Source organism: Prevotella melaninogenica, assembly GCF_018127925.1.
GTDB lineage: Bacteria > Bacteroidota > Bacteroidia > Bacteroidales > Bacteroidaceae > Prevotella > Prevotella melaninogenica_C.
The window spans coordinates 1,631,943-1,650,000 of record NZ_CP072348.1 but is presented as its reverse complement, the minus strand read 5'-3'; the positions used below and the strand labels follow the sequence as shown (position 1 = coordinate 1,650,000).

General features: G+C 43.2%; 10 protein-coding genes and 2 rRNA genes (1 of these 12 running past the window's edge). 6 read left to right on the top strand and 6 right to left on the bottom strand.

What is annotated here, in order from left to right; translation table 11 throughout:
- Window positions 1-686, bottom strand: a 23S ribosomal RNA gene (locus J4861_RS12185) (it extends 2,216 nt beyond the left edge of the window).
- Window positions 687-1,101: 415 nt separating this feature from the next.
- A 16S ribosomal RNA gene (locus J4861_RS12180) occupies window positions 1,102-2,632 on the bottom strand.
- The 16S and 23S rRNA genes sit together here, the layout of an rRNA operon.
- Before the next feature lie 636 nt (window positions 2,633-3,268).
- Here J4861_RS12180 and J4861_RS12175 point away from each other — a divergent pair.
- Window positions 3,269-5,149, top strand: coding sequence for an IS1634 family transposase (locus tag J4861_RS12175; RefSeq protein ID WP_211817050.1), 1,881 nt, complete (start codon window positions 3,269-3,271; stop codon window positions 5,147-5,149).
- A gap of 69 nt (window positions 5,150-5,218) precedes the next feature.
- Entirely contained in the window at window positions 5,219-5,911 is a 693-nt protein-coding gene (locus J4861_RS12170; protein WP_211817049.1) for an alpha/beta hydrolase-fold protein, read from the top strand.
- Window positions 5,912-6,018: 107 nt separating this feature from the next.
- Here the strand turns inward: J4861_RS12170 and J4861_RS12165 are convergent, their stop codons facing one another.
- A complete protein-coding gene (locus tag J4861_RS12165) occupies window positions 6,019-6,885 on the bottom strand; it encodes a DUF3298 and DUF4163 domain-containing protein (protein ID WP_249110854.1) in 867 nt (288 codons plus the stop codon).
- A gap of 218 nt (window positions 6,886-7,103) precedes the next feature.
- Here J4861_RS12165 and J4861_RS12160 point away from each other — a divergent pair, with 218 nt between their 5' ends.
- Window positions 7,104-8,048 (top strand): Gfo/Idh/MocA family protein, encoded by a 945-nt coding sequence (locus tag J4861_RS12160; RefSeq protein WP_211817047.1) that lies wholly within the window; start codon window positions 7,104-7,106, stop codon window positions 8,046-8,048.
- A gap of 164 nt (window positions 8,049-8,212) precedes the next feature.
- Here J4861_RS12160 and J4861_RS12155 read toward each other — a convergent pair whose 3' ends face one another.
- On the bottom strand, window positions 8,213-9,484 hold the full coding sequence (locus tag J4861_RS12155) for an O-acetylhomoserine aminocarboxypropyltransferase/cysteine synthase family protein (RefSeq protein WP_211817046.1): 1,272 nt from the start codon (window positions 9,482-9,484) through the stop codon (window positions 8,213-8,215).
- 48 nt (window positions 9,485-9,532) lie between these two features.
- The gene (locus tag J4861_RS12150) at window positions 9,533-10,654 is read right to left on the bottom strand and encodes a 5-methyltetrahydropteroyltriglutamate--homocysteine S-methyltransferase (protein ID WP_211817045.1); all 1,122 of its coding nucleotides are present in this window, start codon (window positions 10,652-10,654) and stop codon (window positions 9,533-9,535) included.
- Window positions 10,655-10,818: 164 nt separating this feature from the next.
- On the opposite strand from J4861_RS12150, the gene J4861_RS12145 reads away from it, so the two are divergent.
- Window positions 10,819-11,298, top strand: coding sequence for an Lrp/AsnC family transcriptional regulator (locus J4861_RS12145; protein WP_211817044.1), 480 nt, complete (start codon window positions 10,819-10,821; stop codon window positions 11,296-11,298).
- A gap of 312 nt (window positions 11,299-11,610) precedes the next feature.
- Here J4861_RS12145 and J4861_RS12140 read toward each other — a convergent pair whose 3' ends face one another.
- The gene (locus tag J4861_RS12140; protein WP_211817043.1) at window positions 11,611-13,320 is read right to left on the bottom strand and encodes a Na/Pi cotransporter family protein; all 1,710 of its coding nucleotides are present in this window, start codon (window positions 13,318-13,320) and stop codon (window positions 11,611-11,613) included.
- A gap of 113 nt (window positions 13,321-13,433) precedes the next feature.
- Here J4861_RS12140 and J4861_RS12135 point away from each other — a divergent pair, with 113 nt between their 5' ends.
- A complete protein-coding gene (locus J4861_RS12135) occupies window positions 13,434-15,101 on the top strand; it encodes a nucleoside kinase (RefSeq protein ID WP_211817042.1) in 1,668 nt (555 codons plus the stop codon).
- 244 nt (window positions 15,102-15,345) lie between these two features.
- Window positions 15,346-17,829, top strand: a complete 2,484-nt coding sequence (locus tag J4861_RS12130) for a glycoside hydrolase family 2 TIM barrel-domain containing protein (RefSeq protein WP_211817041.1) — start codon at window positions 15,346-15,348, stop codon at window positions 17,827-17,829.
- The last annotated feature ends 229 nt before the right edge of the window (window positions 17,830-18,058 follow it).

Genomic DNA, 18,058 nt, shown 5'->3' with positions numbered 1-18,058 from the left:
GCCCTATTCAGGCTCGCTTTCACTGCGGATGCGCGTCTCATGACGCTTATCCTTGCCAGACATGGTAACTCGTAGGTTCATTATGCAAAAGGCACGCCGTCACCGCTTACGCGGCTCCGACCGCTTGTAGGCGCATGGTTTCAGGAACTATTTCACTCTCCTCATCGGAGTGCTTTTCACCTTTCCTTCACAGTACTCGTTCACTATCGGTCTCACGGGAGTATTTAGCCTTACCGGATGGTCCCGGCGGATTCGCGCAGAATTTCACGTGTTCCGCGTTACTCAGGATACCACTACGTCTCGTCATGCTTCGAATACGGGATTATCACCCTCTATGATTGTTCTTTCCAGAACATTCTTCTCACAATCTAAGTACGACAGCGTGGTCCTACAACCCCTGCTAAGCGTTGCCACAAAGCAGGTTTAGGCTCCTCCCCGTTCGCTCGCCACTACTAGGGGAATCATTATTTATTTTCTCTTCCTAAAGGTACTAAGATGTTTCAGTTCCCTTCGTTCGCCTCACTACGTCTGTAGTGATAACAGGTCTTCAACCTGCTGGGTTGTCCCATTCGGAAATCCTTGGATCAAAGGTTATTTGCACCTACCCAAGGCTTATCGCAGCTTATCACGTCCTTCATCGCCTCCGTGAGCCAAGGCATCCGCCATGCGCCCTTTCTTACTTTCTTCGCCTTCTCTGTAATTGCTTACAAAGAATGTAGCTCATACTTTCAGCTGTTGTGTGATTCTAAAGAATTTGAAGTTGTTTCTTCAATAATTAGAATGCTAATTCTTCCCATTATAGAAAGAATAGTTCTACATTACAGTCTTGCTTGTGTCAATATGTCAAAGATCTTATGCTGTTGCTCTGTGTATTCTGAGGCAGTGCCTCAGAAGCAGAAGACAGCGAAGTGGAGAATAAGGGCTTGAACCTTTATGTGAGCCTTAAACTCTAAACTCCTACATTTATATAATACAGAGTACAGTGAGTACAAGAAGAAAAACGAACCAAAGGTTCTTTTATTTATCTTGATTACCGTTAACTTCTTGACTTGTATACTTACATACTTATCAACTAAATCAACTAATAAGCGAACTCTCCAGAAAGGAGGTGTTCCAGCCGCACCTTCCGGTACGGCTACCTTGTTACGACTTAGCCCCAATCACCAGTTTTGCCCTAGGCCGATCCTTGCGGTCACGGACTTCAGGCACCCCCGGCTTTCATGGCTTGACGGGCGGTGTGTACAAGGCCCGGGAACGTATTCACCGCGCCATGGCTGATGCGCGATTACTAGCGAATCCAGCTTCGTGGGGTCGGGTTGCAGACCCCAGTCCGAACTGAGACCGGCTTTCAAGATTTGATGCAATTTGCATTACACCATCCCTCTGTACCGGCCATTGTAACACGTGTGTAGCCCCGGACGTAAGGGCCGTGCTGATTTGACGTCATCCCCACCTTCCTCACACCTTACGGTGGCAGTGTCTCCAGAGTGCCCAGCATTACCTGATGGCAACTGAAGAGAGGGGTTGCGCTCGTTATGGCACTTAAGCCGACACCTCACGGCACGAGCTGACGACAACCATGCAGCACCTTCACAGAGGCCCCGAAGGGCGTCATTATCTCTAAATCCTTCCTCTGCAATTCAAGCCCGGGTAAGGTTCCTCGCGTATCATCGAATTAAACCACATGTTCCTCCGCTTGTGCGGGCCCCCGTCAATTCCTTTGAGTTTCACCGTTGCCGGCGTACTCCCCAGGTGGGATGCTTAATGCTTTCGCTTAGCCGCTGATACCAGGTACCAACAGCGGGCATCCATCGTTTACTGTGCGGACTACCAGGGTATCTAATCCTGTTTGATACCCGCACCTTCGAGCTTAAGCGTCAGTTGCGCTCCCGTCAGCTGCCTTCGCAATCGGAGTTCTTCGTCATATCTAAGCATTTCACCGCTACACGACGAATTCCGCCAACGTTGTGCGTACTCAAGGAAACCAGTATGCGCTGCAAGTCAGACGTTGAGCGTCTACATTTCACAACACACTTAATATCCAGCCTACGCTCCCTTTAAACCCAATAAATCCGGATAACGCCTGGACCTTCCGTATTACCGCGGCTGCTGGCACGGAATTAGCCGGTCCTTATTCGTATGGTACCTGCAAATAGGGACACGTCCCTAACTTTATCCCCATACAAAAGCAGTTTACAACCCATAGGGCCGTCATCCTGCACGCTACTTGGCTGGTTCAGACTTCCGTCCATTGACCAATATTCCTCACTGCTGCCTCCCGTAGGAGTTTGGACCGTGTCTCAGTTCCAATGTGGGGGACCTTCCTCTCAGAACCCCTACTGATCGTCGCCTTGGTGGGCCGTTACCCCGCCAACAAGCTAATCAGACGCATCCCCATCCATTACCGATAAATCTTTACTTCAAATCTGATGCCGTCATCGAAGACTATGCGGTATTAGTCTGCCTTTCGGCAGGTTATCCCACAGTAATGGGAAGGTTGGATACGCGTTACTCACCCGTGCGCCGGTCGACGTCCAAAGAGTGCAAGCACTCAATGCCGTTTCCCCTCGACTTGCATGTGTTAAGCCTGTAGCTAGCGTTCATCCTGAGCCAGGATCAAACTCTCCATTGTAAAATATGTGTTGGTGATAAGTGATAGGTGATAAGTGATAATGAATACCATGTTAACCCAAACGCTTCACCGAGTAATCTCTGTTTCAGAACGCTTATCCTAAAAGTATCAAGTAAAAAGCACCTTTTCTTTTGTTCCTTAATTATTTTGAGGCGGTGCCTCAAAAGTAGGGACAACGAATTGATCGGTTCGTTTCTTTTACCCATCCATTTGATATAAAACCAAACAGACGCTTCTTGTACTACTTCTCTGTTTATGTAAATCTTTTCAAAGAACTCTTTCTTTAAGCGCTTTAAGTAACTTGCCAGGTGGCTTGTTTTGTAAAGCGAGTGCAAAGGTATACAGAATTTCTGTTACCACCAAATGTTTTGAAGATTATTTTTTCAAGAAATGAACTTTTTTTATTTAAAATTGACCCAAATCAACTAATTTGCTTAAAATTGATTATTTTTGCACCCTAAAATAAGATTTAACCCAAGTTTAACCGGCAAAATTATTTTTCATAAATTTTCGGGATGTTTTGTGTAGTATCAATTTGATAAATGGTTGATAATCAAGTATAGGGTATTGTAACGAGGAGTAAAATCTGATTTGTAGGACACAGTCATATCAAAATTATTTTGTTACTTTGCACTCATGCACGCAAATGTACAGACACGATTCAACCCTGCCACAGGGGACATGGCTCCTTATTATCGCATCAAGGAGTCATATCGTGATGTGCAGGGTCATGTACATTCGCTAATTCTTTTGAACATCGGGTTCGAACCTTCACTTACTGCTGTACAGGTTCGAAAAATTGCATACGCTCTTACCGAACGCTTCAAAAACAGAAGTACACCCTCGCTTTTCAAAGAATACCTTGACGGTCTTACTCCTATTGAACAGGCAAAGGCTGACGAATGGTGGAGCCGTATGGAGAAAGAAGGTGGAATCGATCGGTTTAATAAGGAAGAGCAGAGGTCGCTGAGAAAATATGAGAACTACATAGACCTTGAGACGGCAAACTATACTGACGCAAGGAATGTTGGTGCTGAGTGGCTCTGCAAGCAGACAATAGACAAGCTGCAATTAGAGGGTTTCCTGCGCAAAAACGGCTGGACGGAAAATGCAATACACACGGCTTTGTCAGCATTGATTGTTCGCACGGTATATGCTGTTTCTGAACGTTCATCTTATTATTATTTGCGCGATAACTCGGCTGCCGCTGAACTTTATAGTGGAGTTCCTGGCTGGACACCAGGAATCAATTCTCTGTATAAAATCACTGATAAATTATATGAACTAAAGGAACAGTTAGAGCATCATCTGTGCAGCATTACTGACGTTCTCTTTAATATAGACAACAAGTTGATGCTCTTCGACTTAACCAACTTCTATTTCGAGGGTAGCAAGCGTAATAGCGATAAAGCCAAGTTCGGTCGTTCAAAAGAAAAGCGCTCTGATTGTAAGCTACTTGTACTTGCATTATGTATCAATAAAGAAGGTTTTATACGTTATTCTTCTATCTTGGAGGGTAATACAGCAGATTCCAAGTCTCTACCCAATATGATTGATACGCTGGCAAAGAGGAATCCATCAAGAACCAAAGATACGCTTGTTGTCATGGATGCAGGTGTTGCCACAGAAGAGAACTTGGAGTTAATAAAGAAAAAGGGTTACAATTATCTCTGCGTATCCCGTACGCAAATGAAGGACTATACGCTCAGTGATGATAACAAGAGCGTTACGGTAATGGATGCCCGTCGGCAGAAGATAACGCTGAAAGAGGTTAAGACAGAGGATGATAAGGATTATTATCTCGAAATAACATCTCCTTCGAAAGCTATGACAGAGTCGTCCATGAACAGGGTTTGGAGAGAGCGTTTTGAGATGGAACTGCAGAGGATAAACGAAGGAATCTCCAAGAAAGGTGGAACAAAAACCTATGAAAAGGTTGTTGAACGTACAGGACGTGCCATACAGAAGTACCCTTCTATAGCGAAGTTCTACCAGATAAGCTACATAAAAAATGAGAAGAAACCCAAGCAGATGCTGCGTGTAGACTGGGAGATAAAAGACCTCTCGGCAATGGAATCTGGTCATGGAGTCTATTTCCTCCGTAGCAATGTCAGGACACTTTCTGAACGTGTAACATGGGAATACTACAATCTCATTCGTGAGATAGAATGTACGAACAGACAACTAAAGAATGATCTCAACCTCCGTCCTATCTATCATCAGAAAGATGAGCGAAGCGACGCACACCTTTTCTTCGGTTTATTAGCCTACTGGGTGGTAAACACTATCCGTTGTCAATTAAAACGAGAAGGAGAATCCAGTTACTGGACTGAGATAGTACGACGTATGAGTACCCAAAAGCTCGTCACCACAAAAGGGAAGAATCCATTAGGTGAAACCATCGAGATGCGCCAATGTAGTAGTCCTTCGAAGCAAGCAAAACAGATATACGATAAGTTGAACTTAAAACACTCACCATTCAAAAAGAATAAAATTTGTAGGACACAGAGCCCATAAGAAAAATGAGGAAAGTACGGTGACAGTAACAATTAGGCGAAGGTGGGTATTAAACTTGGGTGAAAAAGTATGAAACATAAAAAGGAGATTGTTGAGATTGGAGAGCACACTTGCATCCTACATAGCGAAGAAAACGCAAAGTTTTTCATTATTCAACCTGTTGATAGTAATGACACAGCGGAGTTAGAGCGACAAATCACCTACATAGAAGACAACTCACAGGCATCTTTCATTCATATTGCTGTTCGGATAAATAAATGGAATGCCGAGCTAACCCCTTGGCCTGCTCCACCAGTATTTGGAAAGGTTCCTTTTGGTGATGGCGCTCATTCCACCTTATTATATATAATAGATCAACTTATCCCAACCTTAAAGACACAATTTTTTTTAGAGCTCAATAAAAGTAACACCGTCTTAGGAGGATATTCATTAGCAGGACTTTTTAGCCTTTGGGCAGGTTACCAACAGAGTGTTCCTTTCCGTGGAATTGTCTCAGCATCCCCATCTGCATGGTATACTGGTTGGTTAGACTATGCCAACTCCCACTATCCACAAGTAGAACACGCATATCTCAGCCTTGGCGACAAAGAAGAGAAAACAAAAACAAAATTGATGTCAACTATCAGTAAAGACATCCTACGCCAAGAACAAATCTTTAAAGACAAAGGTGTCAACTGTAAGATGGAATGGAATGAAGGCAACCATTTCCAAGACAACGGAGTCAGAATTGCCAAAGGCTTTGTTTGGATGATGCACCAATAAAAACACTGACTATTCCCTTCAAAAGAGAGAATAGTCAGTGAAAAGGGCTAATGAAAAGTCATTTCTCAACTTCAAAGCCAAATATAATTCAATACAACTTACAGAAGTTACTTAATCCCTGCAAGGCGTCTTGCCTCAGGCGAAAGGAACTTTCCTATCTTCTTATAAGGAACAGTAAAGGTAGGCATTCCGATAGCATAAGCACCAATCTCATAGAATCCATAGATAAACACCACACCCTCTGGAGAAAGATAAACACCATTTCCTGGTAATGGGATAATACCATTCTCAAGAGAGAGCCCATCCATATCTTCCTTTACACGGCTTTCAACATCATTCTCTTTTTCATACCACCCCCTGAAATAGCTTTCAACACCAGCTCTAAGGATAGGTTGAAGTGCTTTTATATCCTTCGGACTCAATACATTCCGCAGCATAACACCCGTCTTCTTGTCGAAAGTAGCCCCATATTCTGAAGCCATTCCATGTGCACCACCTGAATATGTGTAAAAAGAAGAATAGTACGTAACATAACGATCCGTTTCATTTTCCTTCATTACAAACTTGGAGATTTCAGGTTTCCAAGCCACATCTGGGTCATCAATTTCATCTAAAGTTTTGCTTATACTCTTATAAGCATTCTTAGCATAGTAGTTAATCATTCCCTTACCATCTGCAATATTGCTATAAGGTTTAGACTCTACGCCCTCATCACTATAGTCATCCCCAATCCATACCAACTCAGATGAGAGGTAAGCACGGAGCGAATCGACCAGCGGTTGAGGTCCTGACACAGGGAAGGAATAAGCAAGATCAACGTCACCCTTCTCTGTACTATAAGACTTACCAATAGAATCAACCACCAATGGTACATCTTTCTTTTTTACAACAGAGTCAGCAACCATAGAAGGAGAAGCCACAGAGTCCTGCACTTTCTCCGCAGCTGATGCCTTTTCACTTTTGCATCCAGCCATAACAGTTATAGACAAAAGAGATGCTAAAAGGAATGAAAAATTTTTATTATTCATATCAACTAATGCTTGTTAAGAGACAACAAAAATAGTCATTTCGCTCTTTATTTCCAAAACATTCCTTACTTTTGTTGTATAAGGAAAGTAACAAAGCACATTCTATAGGCTCCACTCATCGAAAAAGTAGCCTATAGAACATGCTCTTAAAAAGCTATAGGAAGATGAAGATTAGTATTGTAGGAACAGGAATGATAGCTACAGAAGTTATCTCACTGCTCAAGACAGAAGTAAAAGGGATAGAAATCACCAGTATATTCTCACACAGCAATGTGGAAAAGGCAGAATCTCTTGCGAAGATGAATCATATTGAGCGTATATATACCGACTATGCTCAGTTGCTAAAAGAAGACAAAGCTGACTTCGTTTATATCGCTTTAGTCAACAATGCTCATTATGAATTTACGCGTATGGCATTAGAGGCTGGTAGGAATGTAATTGTAGAAAAGCCTTTCACCCTCACGGTTGCCGAAGCAGAAGAGCTGGCAACAATGGCACGAGAGCGAAAACTCTACCTCTTTGAAGCTATCTCTCCACTCCATACACCTAACTTCCGCATGGTCAAAGATAGTCTAAAGAAGATAGGTCCTATCCACTTTGTACAGTGTAATTTCTCACAATATTCAAGTAAGTACGAACGCTATTTACAGGGTGATATTGCCCCTGCATTCAACCCAGAATTAGGAGGTGGCGCACTGAACGACCTCAATGTCTATAATATCAATATTGTCATAGGTCTTTTCGGACAACCTACCGCAACACAATATTTTGCTAACCGAGGTCACAATGGCATTGATACCTCTGGTGTAATGGTTCTCTCCTATCCTACGATGACTGCCACCTGTACTGCAGCGAAGGATTCAAGTAGTCCATCATTCATTCTCATACAAGGAGAAAAGGGTTGGATACATATCCCAACACCTGCAAACGAGTTTGGTAGTGTTGAAATCATGAAACAAGGAAAGCTAACCAGCTATCGCCGTAACGCCTATGAAAGTCGTCTTGCCCATGAGTTTATGGACTTCAAAGATGTATGGGAGAAGGAGGATTACAAACAGATGGAAGCATGGCTTGAAAGGTCAGTGGAAGTAGTGAGGGTGATGGGGTAAAAAAGCCTCACCCCCAACCCCTCTCCGAAAGGAGAGGGGAGTGATTACCGAAGAGGGGTATGGATTGAACTGTTTAGGGGAAGAAGGAGGATATTTTATAAAATTATAAAATAACAAAGGGCACTCAGTTATTGGCTGTCCTTTGTTATATACTTATGTTTGGATTACTTCAATGCCTGTTCAAGATCTGCGATGATGTCATCTACATTCTCAATACCAACAGAAAGACGGATTAAGTCTGGTGCTACACCAGCCTCACGGAGTTGTTCGTCAGTCAACTGACGGTGAGTATGACTTGCTGGATGCAGAACACAAGTACGTGCATCAGCTACGTGAGTGACAATAGAAACGAAGTCTAAGCTATCAATAAAGTTGATTGCATCCTCTCGTGAACCCTTCAAACCGAAGGCTATGACACCACACGAGCCATTTGGAAGATACTTCTGTCCTAACGCATAATACTTATCGGAAGGAAGACCACAATAGTTCACCCATGCCACCTTCTCATTCTTTTCCAACCACTCTGCCACCTTCTGTGCATTATCACAATGCTGCCTCATACGAAGATGCAAGGTCTCAAGACCAATATTAAGCAGGTATGAATTCTGCGGTGCAGGTATACTTCCGAGGTCTCTCATCAACTGAGTAACGAGCTTCGTTATATATGCCAATTTACCAAACGACTTCGTATAAACAAGTCCATGATAACTCTCATCAGGAGTTGTTAATCCTTGGAACTTCTCACTATATGCTTCCCAATCAAAGTTCCCCGAATCAACAACAACACCCCCAACCTGTGAGGCATGTCCATCCATATACTTTGTCGTAGAATGCGTGACGATATCACAACCCCACTCAAAAGGACGACAGTTGATTGGTGTAGCAAACGTATTGTCAACAATCAGTGGTACACCATGCTTATGAGCAATTCCTGCAAAGCGTTCGATGTCAAACACCTTACCTCCTGGGTTAGAAATTGTCTCACCAAAGAAACACTTTGTATTTGGTTGGAAGGCTGCTTCAATCTTTTCATCGTCCCACTCTGGATCTATGAAGGTACATTCAATACCCAACTTCTTCAGCGTTACACCAAAGAGGTTATACGTTCCGCCATAGATTGTGTTAGAAGTCACTAAATGGTCGCCTGCTCCACAAATATTAATGATAGCATAGAAGTTAGCAGCCTGACCAGAAGAAGTCAGTACCGCACCAACACCACCTTCAAGGGCTGCAATCTTCTTGGCTACAGCATCATTGGTAGGGTTTGCCAGACGAGTATAGAAATAACCGCTATCCTCCAAGTCAAACAAACGTGCCATTTGCTCACTGGTCTCATATCTAAAAGTTGTACTCTGATAAATGGGTAGCTGCTGAGGTTCACCTTTCTTAGGTTGCCAGCCGCCATGAATACATATAGTTTCAAGATTTCTTTTCATATCATTTACTTGTTTATTACTTTATGCCTATTAGCCGCAAAGATAGGATTACGCCCAAACCTCAGCAGCTATTTTCTGTACAAGGTCTATTTTAGCCCATTGCTCTTCTTCTGTCAGCTTGTTACCAATTTCACAAGAAGCAAAGCCACATTGTGAACTTAAACAGAGGTCATCAAGTGATATATATTTTTCAGCCTCTTTTATACGCGCGATAATCTTTGAGGGCTCTTCAAGTTCAGCATGCTTACTTGTGATAAGTCCCAATACTACCTTCTTACCATTAGGAATATACTTCAGCGGTTCAAAACCTCCCGAACGTTCATCGTCATATTCTAAATAGAACGCATCAACATTCTCTTGTGCAAATACGAATGGAGCTACAGGATCGTAAGGTCCTTGTGCTGCATAAGTAGAATGATAGTTTCCTCGACAAATATGAGTAGTGAAAGCGATATCCTTTGGTCTACCTTCGAGAGCCAAATTATTAATCGTTAGATATTTAGTAGCAAGCTCCTCTATCGTTTCCTTGTCGCCACCATGTGCCTTCCAATAGTCTTTATCAACAACCATACCCCATGTACAATCATCAAATTGGATATTTCTACATCCTGCTGCATATAGGTCTGCAATTACTGTTCTATATGCTGCGGCTATGTCATGAATTAACTCATTTACGTCTGGATATACTTTTTCAGTATCCTTAGTATTATCGCCACGGAAACATTCTGCGAACAACTGTGCTGGAGCAGGAAGTGTCTGACGTACAATAATCCCTTCCTCTTCAAACTGTTTAACAAACTTGAAATGCTCAACAAAGGGATGATTCTCTCCACTGATACGTCCAACGATACGAATAGAGCCTGGTGTTGTCTCCTCTCCATGGAACTGATAGCCATGTTCAAGTTCAATTTCCTCTATTCCGTTGAAACCCCACATGAAGTCAAGATGCCAGTAACTTCTACGAAATTCTCCATCCGTAATTACTTTCAAGCCATGTGCCTTCTGCTTGGCAATAAGGTCGGTTATCAACCGATCTTCTATCTTTGTTAATTCGTCTTTACTTATTTCACCTGCAACAAATTTCTTTCTTGCATCTTTCAATTCTGCTGGGCGGAGGAAACTACCTACGATGTCTGCACGATATGGTGCGTTTGTTCTTATGCTACTCATATTTTTCTATCTTTTATTATTTTCTTTTTCGAATACGATTGCAAAGTTATAACAAAACCATTTACTACCAAAATTTACTGTGTAATTCGGAAAAATGTACTATCTATGCCCTAAATTTAGCACAAACAGCAGAATAATATTCTGCAAATACAAAATATATCGAAATGAATAACAATGAGACTTTAGATGAAACCGACCGTAAAATACTACGTATTCTACAGCGCAACTCAGATCTTACGGTAAAAGAATTAGCCGCAAAACTCCACCTTTCAACCTCTCCCACGTTTGAGCGACAGAAGCGATTGGAGCGTGATGGCTATATAGAAAGATACATGGCGGTTGTGAATCCTCATAAGGTTGGCAATGGTATTATGGTATTATGTAATATCAGACTGAAACAACATTCTCAAGAACTCATACAAGAGTTTATGAATGTTGTGCAGAATCTTGAGGAAATAACAGAGTGTTATAACACCAGTGGTGACTACGATTTCCTTATTAAAGTCTATGCGCATGACATGAAAAGCTATCAACAATTCATGCTCAACACGCTTGGTACGATTAATTGTATAGGAAGTTTACATAGTATCTTTATCATTGACGAAACAAAGAACACACATGGAGTTCCTATCTCTATGCTTTGAGTTGTGAGGAGTTAATGGCTTATCTAAATCGGCAATGATGTCCTTAACTGGTCTTTCGGTCCCTAATAGTTATCGTGCGGACGCTCCGCACATGTTGTGTTGATGGTGAACACATGTTGTGCGAATGGCGAACACCAAATGTGTTGAAGATTAAATGAACTGCTCTATATGGTTAATGAAAGTGCAACCGAATGTTAGAACCCGTCAAGTGGTGATACTATAAGCATTCAAGAGATGGAAGTCATGATATTGTAAAGGCAAGGACACACATTGATGCCCCTGCCTTTATCTTGTTTAATCATACTCAAAATTTTATGCGTCTTGCTGTCGAACACCCATACGAGCCTCAACAACATTGACTACATAGTCGCCTAATTTCTCACACTCCTGAATGATGTCCATGTACATTGTTCCTACTGCATAGGTGTACTTATGGTCGTTCACATCGTTGATATTCTGCGAGCGCAATTGGTTGCGGTAGTTGTTAATCTCGGTCTCAATATTGAACGAACGGTTCACATCGTTGTCCTGACGGTGACCAACAAGAATACGATTCATCTGTGTCAGAGCATCATCTGTCAACTCAAACATCTGATGCATGTGGTCATACTGCTCCTGTGTGAAGTCTTCCTTACTATTGATAAGACGGCTACAAGTACGAGCAATGTTATAACAAGCATCTCCGATACTCTCCAACTCAGAGATTTCACGAAGCATAGAGCGCACCTTCTCCTTCGTTTCATCACTCAGATGAGCATTAGAAACTTGGTCGAGATACTTCGCTATCTCTATCTCCATATTATCAGAAATACCTTCATACTTCTCAATACGACTATAGAGTTTGGTGAATTTATCCGTATCTTTCTCGCCAAGTAGCTCACGAACCATACCAAACATACGCTGAATACGCTCAGCAAACGACTTTATCTCCTTTGAAGCCTCAAGCACAGAAAGTTCTGGAGTCTTCATGATACCAACCTGAATAAAGTGCAGACGGAACTCGTCTTCGTCCTTGTTTGTCTTTGGTTTGATGATCATGCAGACCAGCTTCTCCAAATACTTGATTGGTCCAACAAGGATAATAGTGTTGGCAACGTTGAAGGTTGTATGGAAAGCAGCAAGCACAAAACTTAGCTTAGCAGCATTGGCAGCAAAGCCAGGGGCACCCTTTGGCATCGTTACATCATAGCCCACCCAGTCGCAAATCATATTGATAAAAGGATGGAAGATACATAATACCCAAAGAACACCAAAGACATTGAACACCATATGAGCCATAGCAGCTCGGCGAGCCTGCGTGTTTGCTGTCAAAGCAGCAAGGTTTGAGGTTACAGTTGTACCAATATTTTCACCCATTACGAGTGCAATACCCTGATAAATAGGCAATACTCCCGTTGAACAAAGAATCATCGTGATAGCCATGATCGCTGCAGAACTCTGCACACACATGGTCAGCACACTACCGATAAGTAGGAAAACGATAGTTGTGATGAAGCTTTGTGGGTCGAAATGACTAAAGAAATCGAGTACAGCCTGATTGTGCGCAAGGTCCATATCAATACCTGTCTGACGTAAGGTTCCCAATCCCAAGAACATAAATGAGATACCAAAGAGGAAATCACCAATGAGTTTACGCCTCTTAGAGTAGATCAGTACGATACCAATAAAGAATGCTGGCCAGACGAAATCGGTAATATTAAACGAGAAACCAGCTGACATAATCCATGCCGTTAGCGTCGTTCCGATGTTCGCTCCCATAATAACCGAGATGGCTTGAAGCAATGTCAACAACCCTGCATTCACAAAGCTAACCGTCATCACCGTCGTTGCTGTTGATGATTGTACAGCAGCTGTGATGAACGTACCCGTAAGAATACCAGTAAACCGGTTTGTAGTCATTGCGCCAAGAATGTGACGCAACTGTGGACCTGCCATTTTCTGCAGAGCCTCACTCATAGTTTTCATACCGAACATTAGCAATGCCAATGCTCCAATGAGCTTAAAGAAAATCCAAATCGACATATAATAACTTAATTTGTGATGTCTGTTTCTTGGATATTTGCAAAACTTTCCCTAACTTTACAATCCTATTTACCAAAGGACAATATTGTTCCCTGACATAATTTTAACCATCAATGATTATGAGACAAGTACTGCATATCCGTTGCAAAAATAATAAAAAAACTCAAGAAGTCCCAATTGGAAGTACACTTTCTGACATTTATAAAGAAATTAATCTTCAAATGCCTTATGGACCAGTGAGTGCAAAAGTGAATAATAAGGTGGAAGGACTCCATTATCGTGTCTATCATAATAAGGATGTAGAGTTCCTCGATTTGCTTACTCCATCAGGTATTCGCACTTACACCCGCTCGCTCTTTATGGTGCTCTGCAAGGCTGTTCACGACCTCTATACGGGTAGTCAAGTGGTGATTGATATCCCTGTTTCAAATGGTTACTACTGCAACTTGCAGCTCGGACACGAGATTACAGCAGAGGATGTTGACCGTATCCGTACACGAATGCAGGAGATTATCGACGCTAAAATGCCTATCCAGCGTTACGAAACAACAACCGAGGAGGCGGTAAAGATGTTCACTGAGTTAGGCGATATACAAAAGGCTAAACTCCTTAAAAGCAGCGGTAGCCTTTATTGTGTCTATTATGTGCTTGACGATTATAAGGATTATTACTATGGTTCGATGCTTACCAACACGAGCCAACTTCATCTCTTTGGGTTGGAGCCTTACTTTGATGGAGTCCTCTTGCGCATTCCTTCCACACAAGACCCTTCTAAATTAGGTGAATTGATACGCCAAGACAAGATGTTCGAGGTGTTCAAAGAGCATCATAAATGGCAGAGTATCTTAGGTATTAAGACGGTGGGTGACTTCAACGAAGCGGTGAAGAATGGACTGGCAACCGACCTTATCAATGTCAGTGAGGCACTGCAAGAAAAGAAGATATCGCAGATTGCCGATACGATTGCTGAACGAAAAGAGATAAAGGTAGTACTCATTGCCGGACCATCTTCGAGCGGTAAGACAACATTCTGTAAACGTCTTTCTGTCCAACTATTAGCAAGTGGTGTGAAACCAGTACAGATTTCCTTAGATGACTACTTCGTTAACAGGGCGGAAACACCAAAAGATGAGAATGGAGAACTTGATTACGAGAGTATCTATGCACTGAATATTCCACTTATCAATGAGCAGTTTAATGCTCTTTTCCGTGGTGAAGAGGTGGAATTACCGAAGTATAATTTCCAAACCGGAATGAGTGAAAAGAGCGGTAAAAAGCTGCATCTTGGAGAGAATAACATACTACTTGTGGAAGGTATTCACGCACTCAACCCAGCACTGACAGAGCAGATTGCAGACGATAAGAAGTTTAAAATCTACGCATCTGCCCTCACTACAATCCTGTTAGACGACCACAACTATATCCCAACAACCGACAATCGTCTGCTTCGTCGTATTGTTCGCGATTACAAGTATCGTGGTTGTTCTGCACAAGAAACCATTCACCGCTGGCCAAGTGTGCGTGCTGGTGAGAACAAGTGGATTTTTCCTTATCAAGAGCAGGCAGATGTAATGTTCAATACAGCAATGCTTTTTGAGCTTGCTGTCATCAAACCGCAAGCGGAAGAAGTATTGGAACAGGTGCCTGAGAACTGCGAGGAATATGCAGAAGCTTATCGTCTGCGCAAGTTCCTCAAGTATTTTGCACCACTACCTTTCCGCAATCTCCCTCCAACCTCCCTACTGAGAGAGTTCTTAGGAGGCAGTTCATTCAAGTATTAAGAGGCTTTTCCAACTGCCGTATATTCTCACAAGGCTTCTACTGAAGCATATCCACGCATACGGTTCAGCTTTTTTCAACACTTTTCCAACGTCCGTAAATCGTTTTAACGGACGTTGGAAAACACTTACAAAGCCTTGACAATACCACTGACGGTCCATGCTTTCCAATACATAAGGCACAAACTACCCCACATATATCAGTTTTTCTTACCAATAATATTACTATTCCTTCCAACTTCCGACAATGAAAACGAGAATCTTCATCACCCTCCTACTCCTCTGTCATACAACCCTCAACTGGGCTATGAACCAAGTAACAGAACTTCGTACTTGGCAGTTCTCACGTGATAGTCTACATTGGCAGACCGTGAATATCCCCCATGACTGGGCTATCAGTGGTCCCTTCGACAAGAAATGGGACTTACAACGTGTGGCAATAGAACAGAACGGCGAGAAACAGGCTACTGAAAAGAGCGGTCGCAGTGGTGCGTTACCATGGATAGGTGAAGGCTGGTACAGCCATAAACTTACAATAAAGAAGCGCCAGAGATACTCTCGCGCCTATCTTTACTTTGATGGTGCGATGTCAGAACCCATCGTTTACATCAACGGAAAGGAAGCAGGAAGGTGGGCATACGGCTATAATGCCTTTCGTATTGATGCTACGGAATATCTAAAGGAAGGCGAAAACACGATAATTGTTCACCTCAACAATCGTGAAGAAAGCTCACGATGGTATCCCGGAGCGGGACTTTTCCGCCCTGTAAAACTCGTCCTTATGCCTCGATTGCATATCGATCCGTGGGATGTCTATATACGTACAACACGCCTCGATGAGGAGGGTGCCACACTTTCCGTCGATGCAAAGATTGACGGATGGGACGGTAAAGAGAAACTGATAGCTATTGCCTACGAAAGTAAGGACGGACCAATGGAAAAGACCGCTCTGACGCTTGACCCGCTTACTGGTATTGCCCACGCCGAAATGAACTGGAAGAAAGGTAAATACAGTGTATGGACCCCAGAGCATCCTGCCCTCATACACTTTGGTATCTACACCCGAAACAAGGGTAGCTTGGCTCTCCTTTACACCACGAAGACTGCTATCCGCACCGTTTCCGTCTCAAAGGAAAAGGGCTTTCAGCTTAATGGTGTCAGCAGAAAGATACAAGGTGTATGCCTGCATCACGACCTCGGACCACTCGGAGCTGCCGAAAACAAAGCCGCACTGATACGACAGATAAAACAGATGAAGGATATGGGTGCAGACGCCATACGCACCGCTCACAATATGCCTTCAGAACTCTTCGTACACCTTTGTGACTCTTTAGGAATGATGGTAATGGCTGAAAGTTTTGATATGTGGCTCTATCCTAAGTGTAAGAACGGCTACGCACGATTCTTTAAGGACTGGTCTGACAAGGATATGGAGAACCTCATAAGACATCACCGCAACCATCCAAGTATCGTGATGTGGAGTATCGGAAACGAAATACCCGAACAGTGGAGCGAAGAAGGACGACAGATTGCCGAAAGACTACAGGCTATCTGCCACCGCTTAGACCCCTCACGCCCTGTTACACAGGGTATGGACCAAGCGGAAGCAGCCTTGAAATCAGGCTTTGCACAGGTGATGGATGTGCCAGGATTCAACTATCGTGTCTTTAAATACAACCGCAACATAGCACAACTGCCCGCAGGCTTTCTCTTAGGGACTGAGACTGCCTCAACCGTCTCAAGCCGTGGAGTATACAAGTTTCCTGTACGCTGGGGCGTAGCAGAGGCTGACAGCGACGGACAGGTCTCAAGCTACGACACACAATGGTGTTCATGGAGCAACCTACCGGAAGAAGACTTCATCGCTATGGAGGACCTCCCTTATACGATCGGACAGTTTATATGGACTGGAACAGACTACCTTGGAGAGCCAACTCCCTACGATGAGTACTGGCCCAGCCGTAGCAGCTACTTTGGTACTTGCGATCTCGCAGGACTACCTAAGGACCGCTACTACCTCTACCGGTCGGTCTGGAACAAGAAAGAACCAACGCTTCACCTCCTCCCCCACTGGACGTGGAACGGACGTGAGGGACAGGTGACACCTGTCTTCTGCTACTCAAGCTATCCGGAGACGGAACTCTTCGTCAATGGAAAGTCACAGGGACGATGTAGAAAGGCTGGAAAAGAGATACAGGGTGAGGCTGCTACAGGAAAAGCCGCTACACCAGAAGAAGCCAAACAACGTGCTAAACGCTATCGAATGATGTGGGATAACGTTGTCTATGAGCCTGGAGAGCTGAAGGTTGTGGCATTTGATGAACAGGGCAAAACGGTTGATTCCGTTTCTGTGTTCACTGCAGGGAAACCCCATAAGCTACTGCTTGAAGCCGACAAATCTACCTGTGGCATCCCTGGTGCCAACCTTGTTTACATCACCGTTACAATGCTTGACGAGCAGGGTAATCCCGTTCCCGATGCTGACAACGAACTCTTCTTCACCGTGTCAGGTGCCGGTCATTTCAAAGCCGTATGCAATGGTGATCCAACTTCATTGCAGTCATTCACCGAACCACATATGAAACTCTTCCACGGCAAGCTTGTCGTCATTGTGGAAGGAGATAAAAGGAAGGGAGATATTACGCTGACTGTACATGACAAGGAGATGAAAATCAGCAGAAATATCATCATCCATAATACTGGAAATGCACTGCAAGTGCACGACCAGTAAACATTTTCATCTCTAAATTAAAAGCTCTTTTTGAGTTTCATCTCGCTATTACATTTCACTTATACGGACTATAAATCATTCTTAAGTGACAAAAAATCTTTTTTGAAAGACTTGCTTTGTTATAAGAAGATTGTAACATAAGAACATTTATACAACTTCTTATCATCGTCCGAAGGCTCCGCACATATTGTGCGGATGCCCAACACATATTGTGCGAAGGCTTAACACC

Bases quoted from the DNA above. Each gene is read 5' to 3' on its own strand.
- J4861_RS12175 (WP_211817050.1), top strand. From the start codon at position 3,269: ATGCACGCAAATGTACAGACACGATTCAACCCTGCCACAGGGGACATG.
- J4861_RS12170 (WP_211817049.1), top strand. From the start codon at position 5,219: ATGAAACATAAAAAGGAGATTGTTGAGATTGGAGAGCACACTTGCATC.
- J4861_RS12165 (WP_249110854.1), bottom strand. From the start codon at position 6,885: ATGGCTGGATGCAAAAGTGAAAAGGCATCAGCTGCGGAGAAAGTGCAG.
- J4861_RS12160 (WP_211817047.1), top strand. From the start codon at position 7,104: ATGAAGATTAGTATTGTAGGAACAGGAATGATAGCTACAGAAGTTATC.
- J4861_RS12155 (WP_211817046.1), bottom strand. From the start codon at position 9,484: ATGAAAAGAAATCTTGAAACTATATGTATTCATGGCGGCTGGCAACCT.
- J4861_RS12150 (WP_211817045.1), bottom strand. From the start codon at position 10,654: ATGAGTAGCATAAGAACAAACGCACCATATCGTGCAGACATCGTAGGT.
- J4861_RS12145 (WP_211817044.1), top strand. From the start codon at position 10,819: ATGAATAACAATGAGACTTTAGATGAAACCGACCGTAAAATACTACGT.
- J4861_RS12140 (WP_211817043.1), bottom strand. From the start codon at position 13,320: ATGTCGATTTGGATTTTCTTTAAGCTCATTGGAGCATTGGCATTGCTA.
- J4861_RS12135 (WP_211817042.1), top strand. From the start codon at position 13,434: ATGATTATGAGACAAGTACTGCATATCCGTTGCAAAAATAATAAAAAA.
- J4861_RS12130 (WP_211817041.1), top strand. From the start codon at position 15,346: ATGAAAACGAGAATCTTCATCACCCTCCTACTCCTCTGTCATACAACC.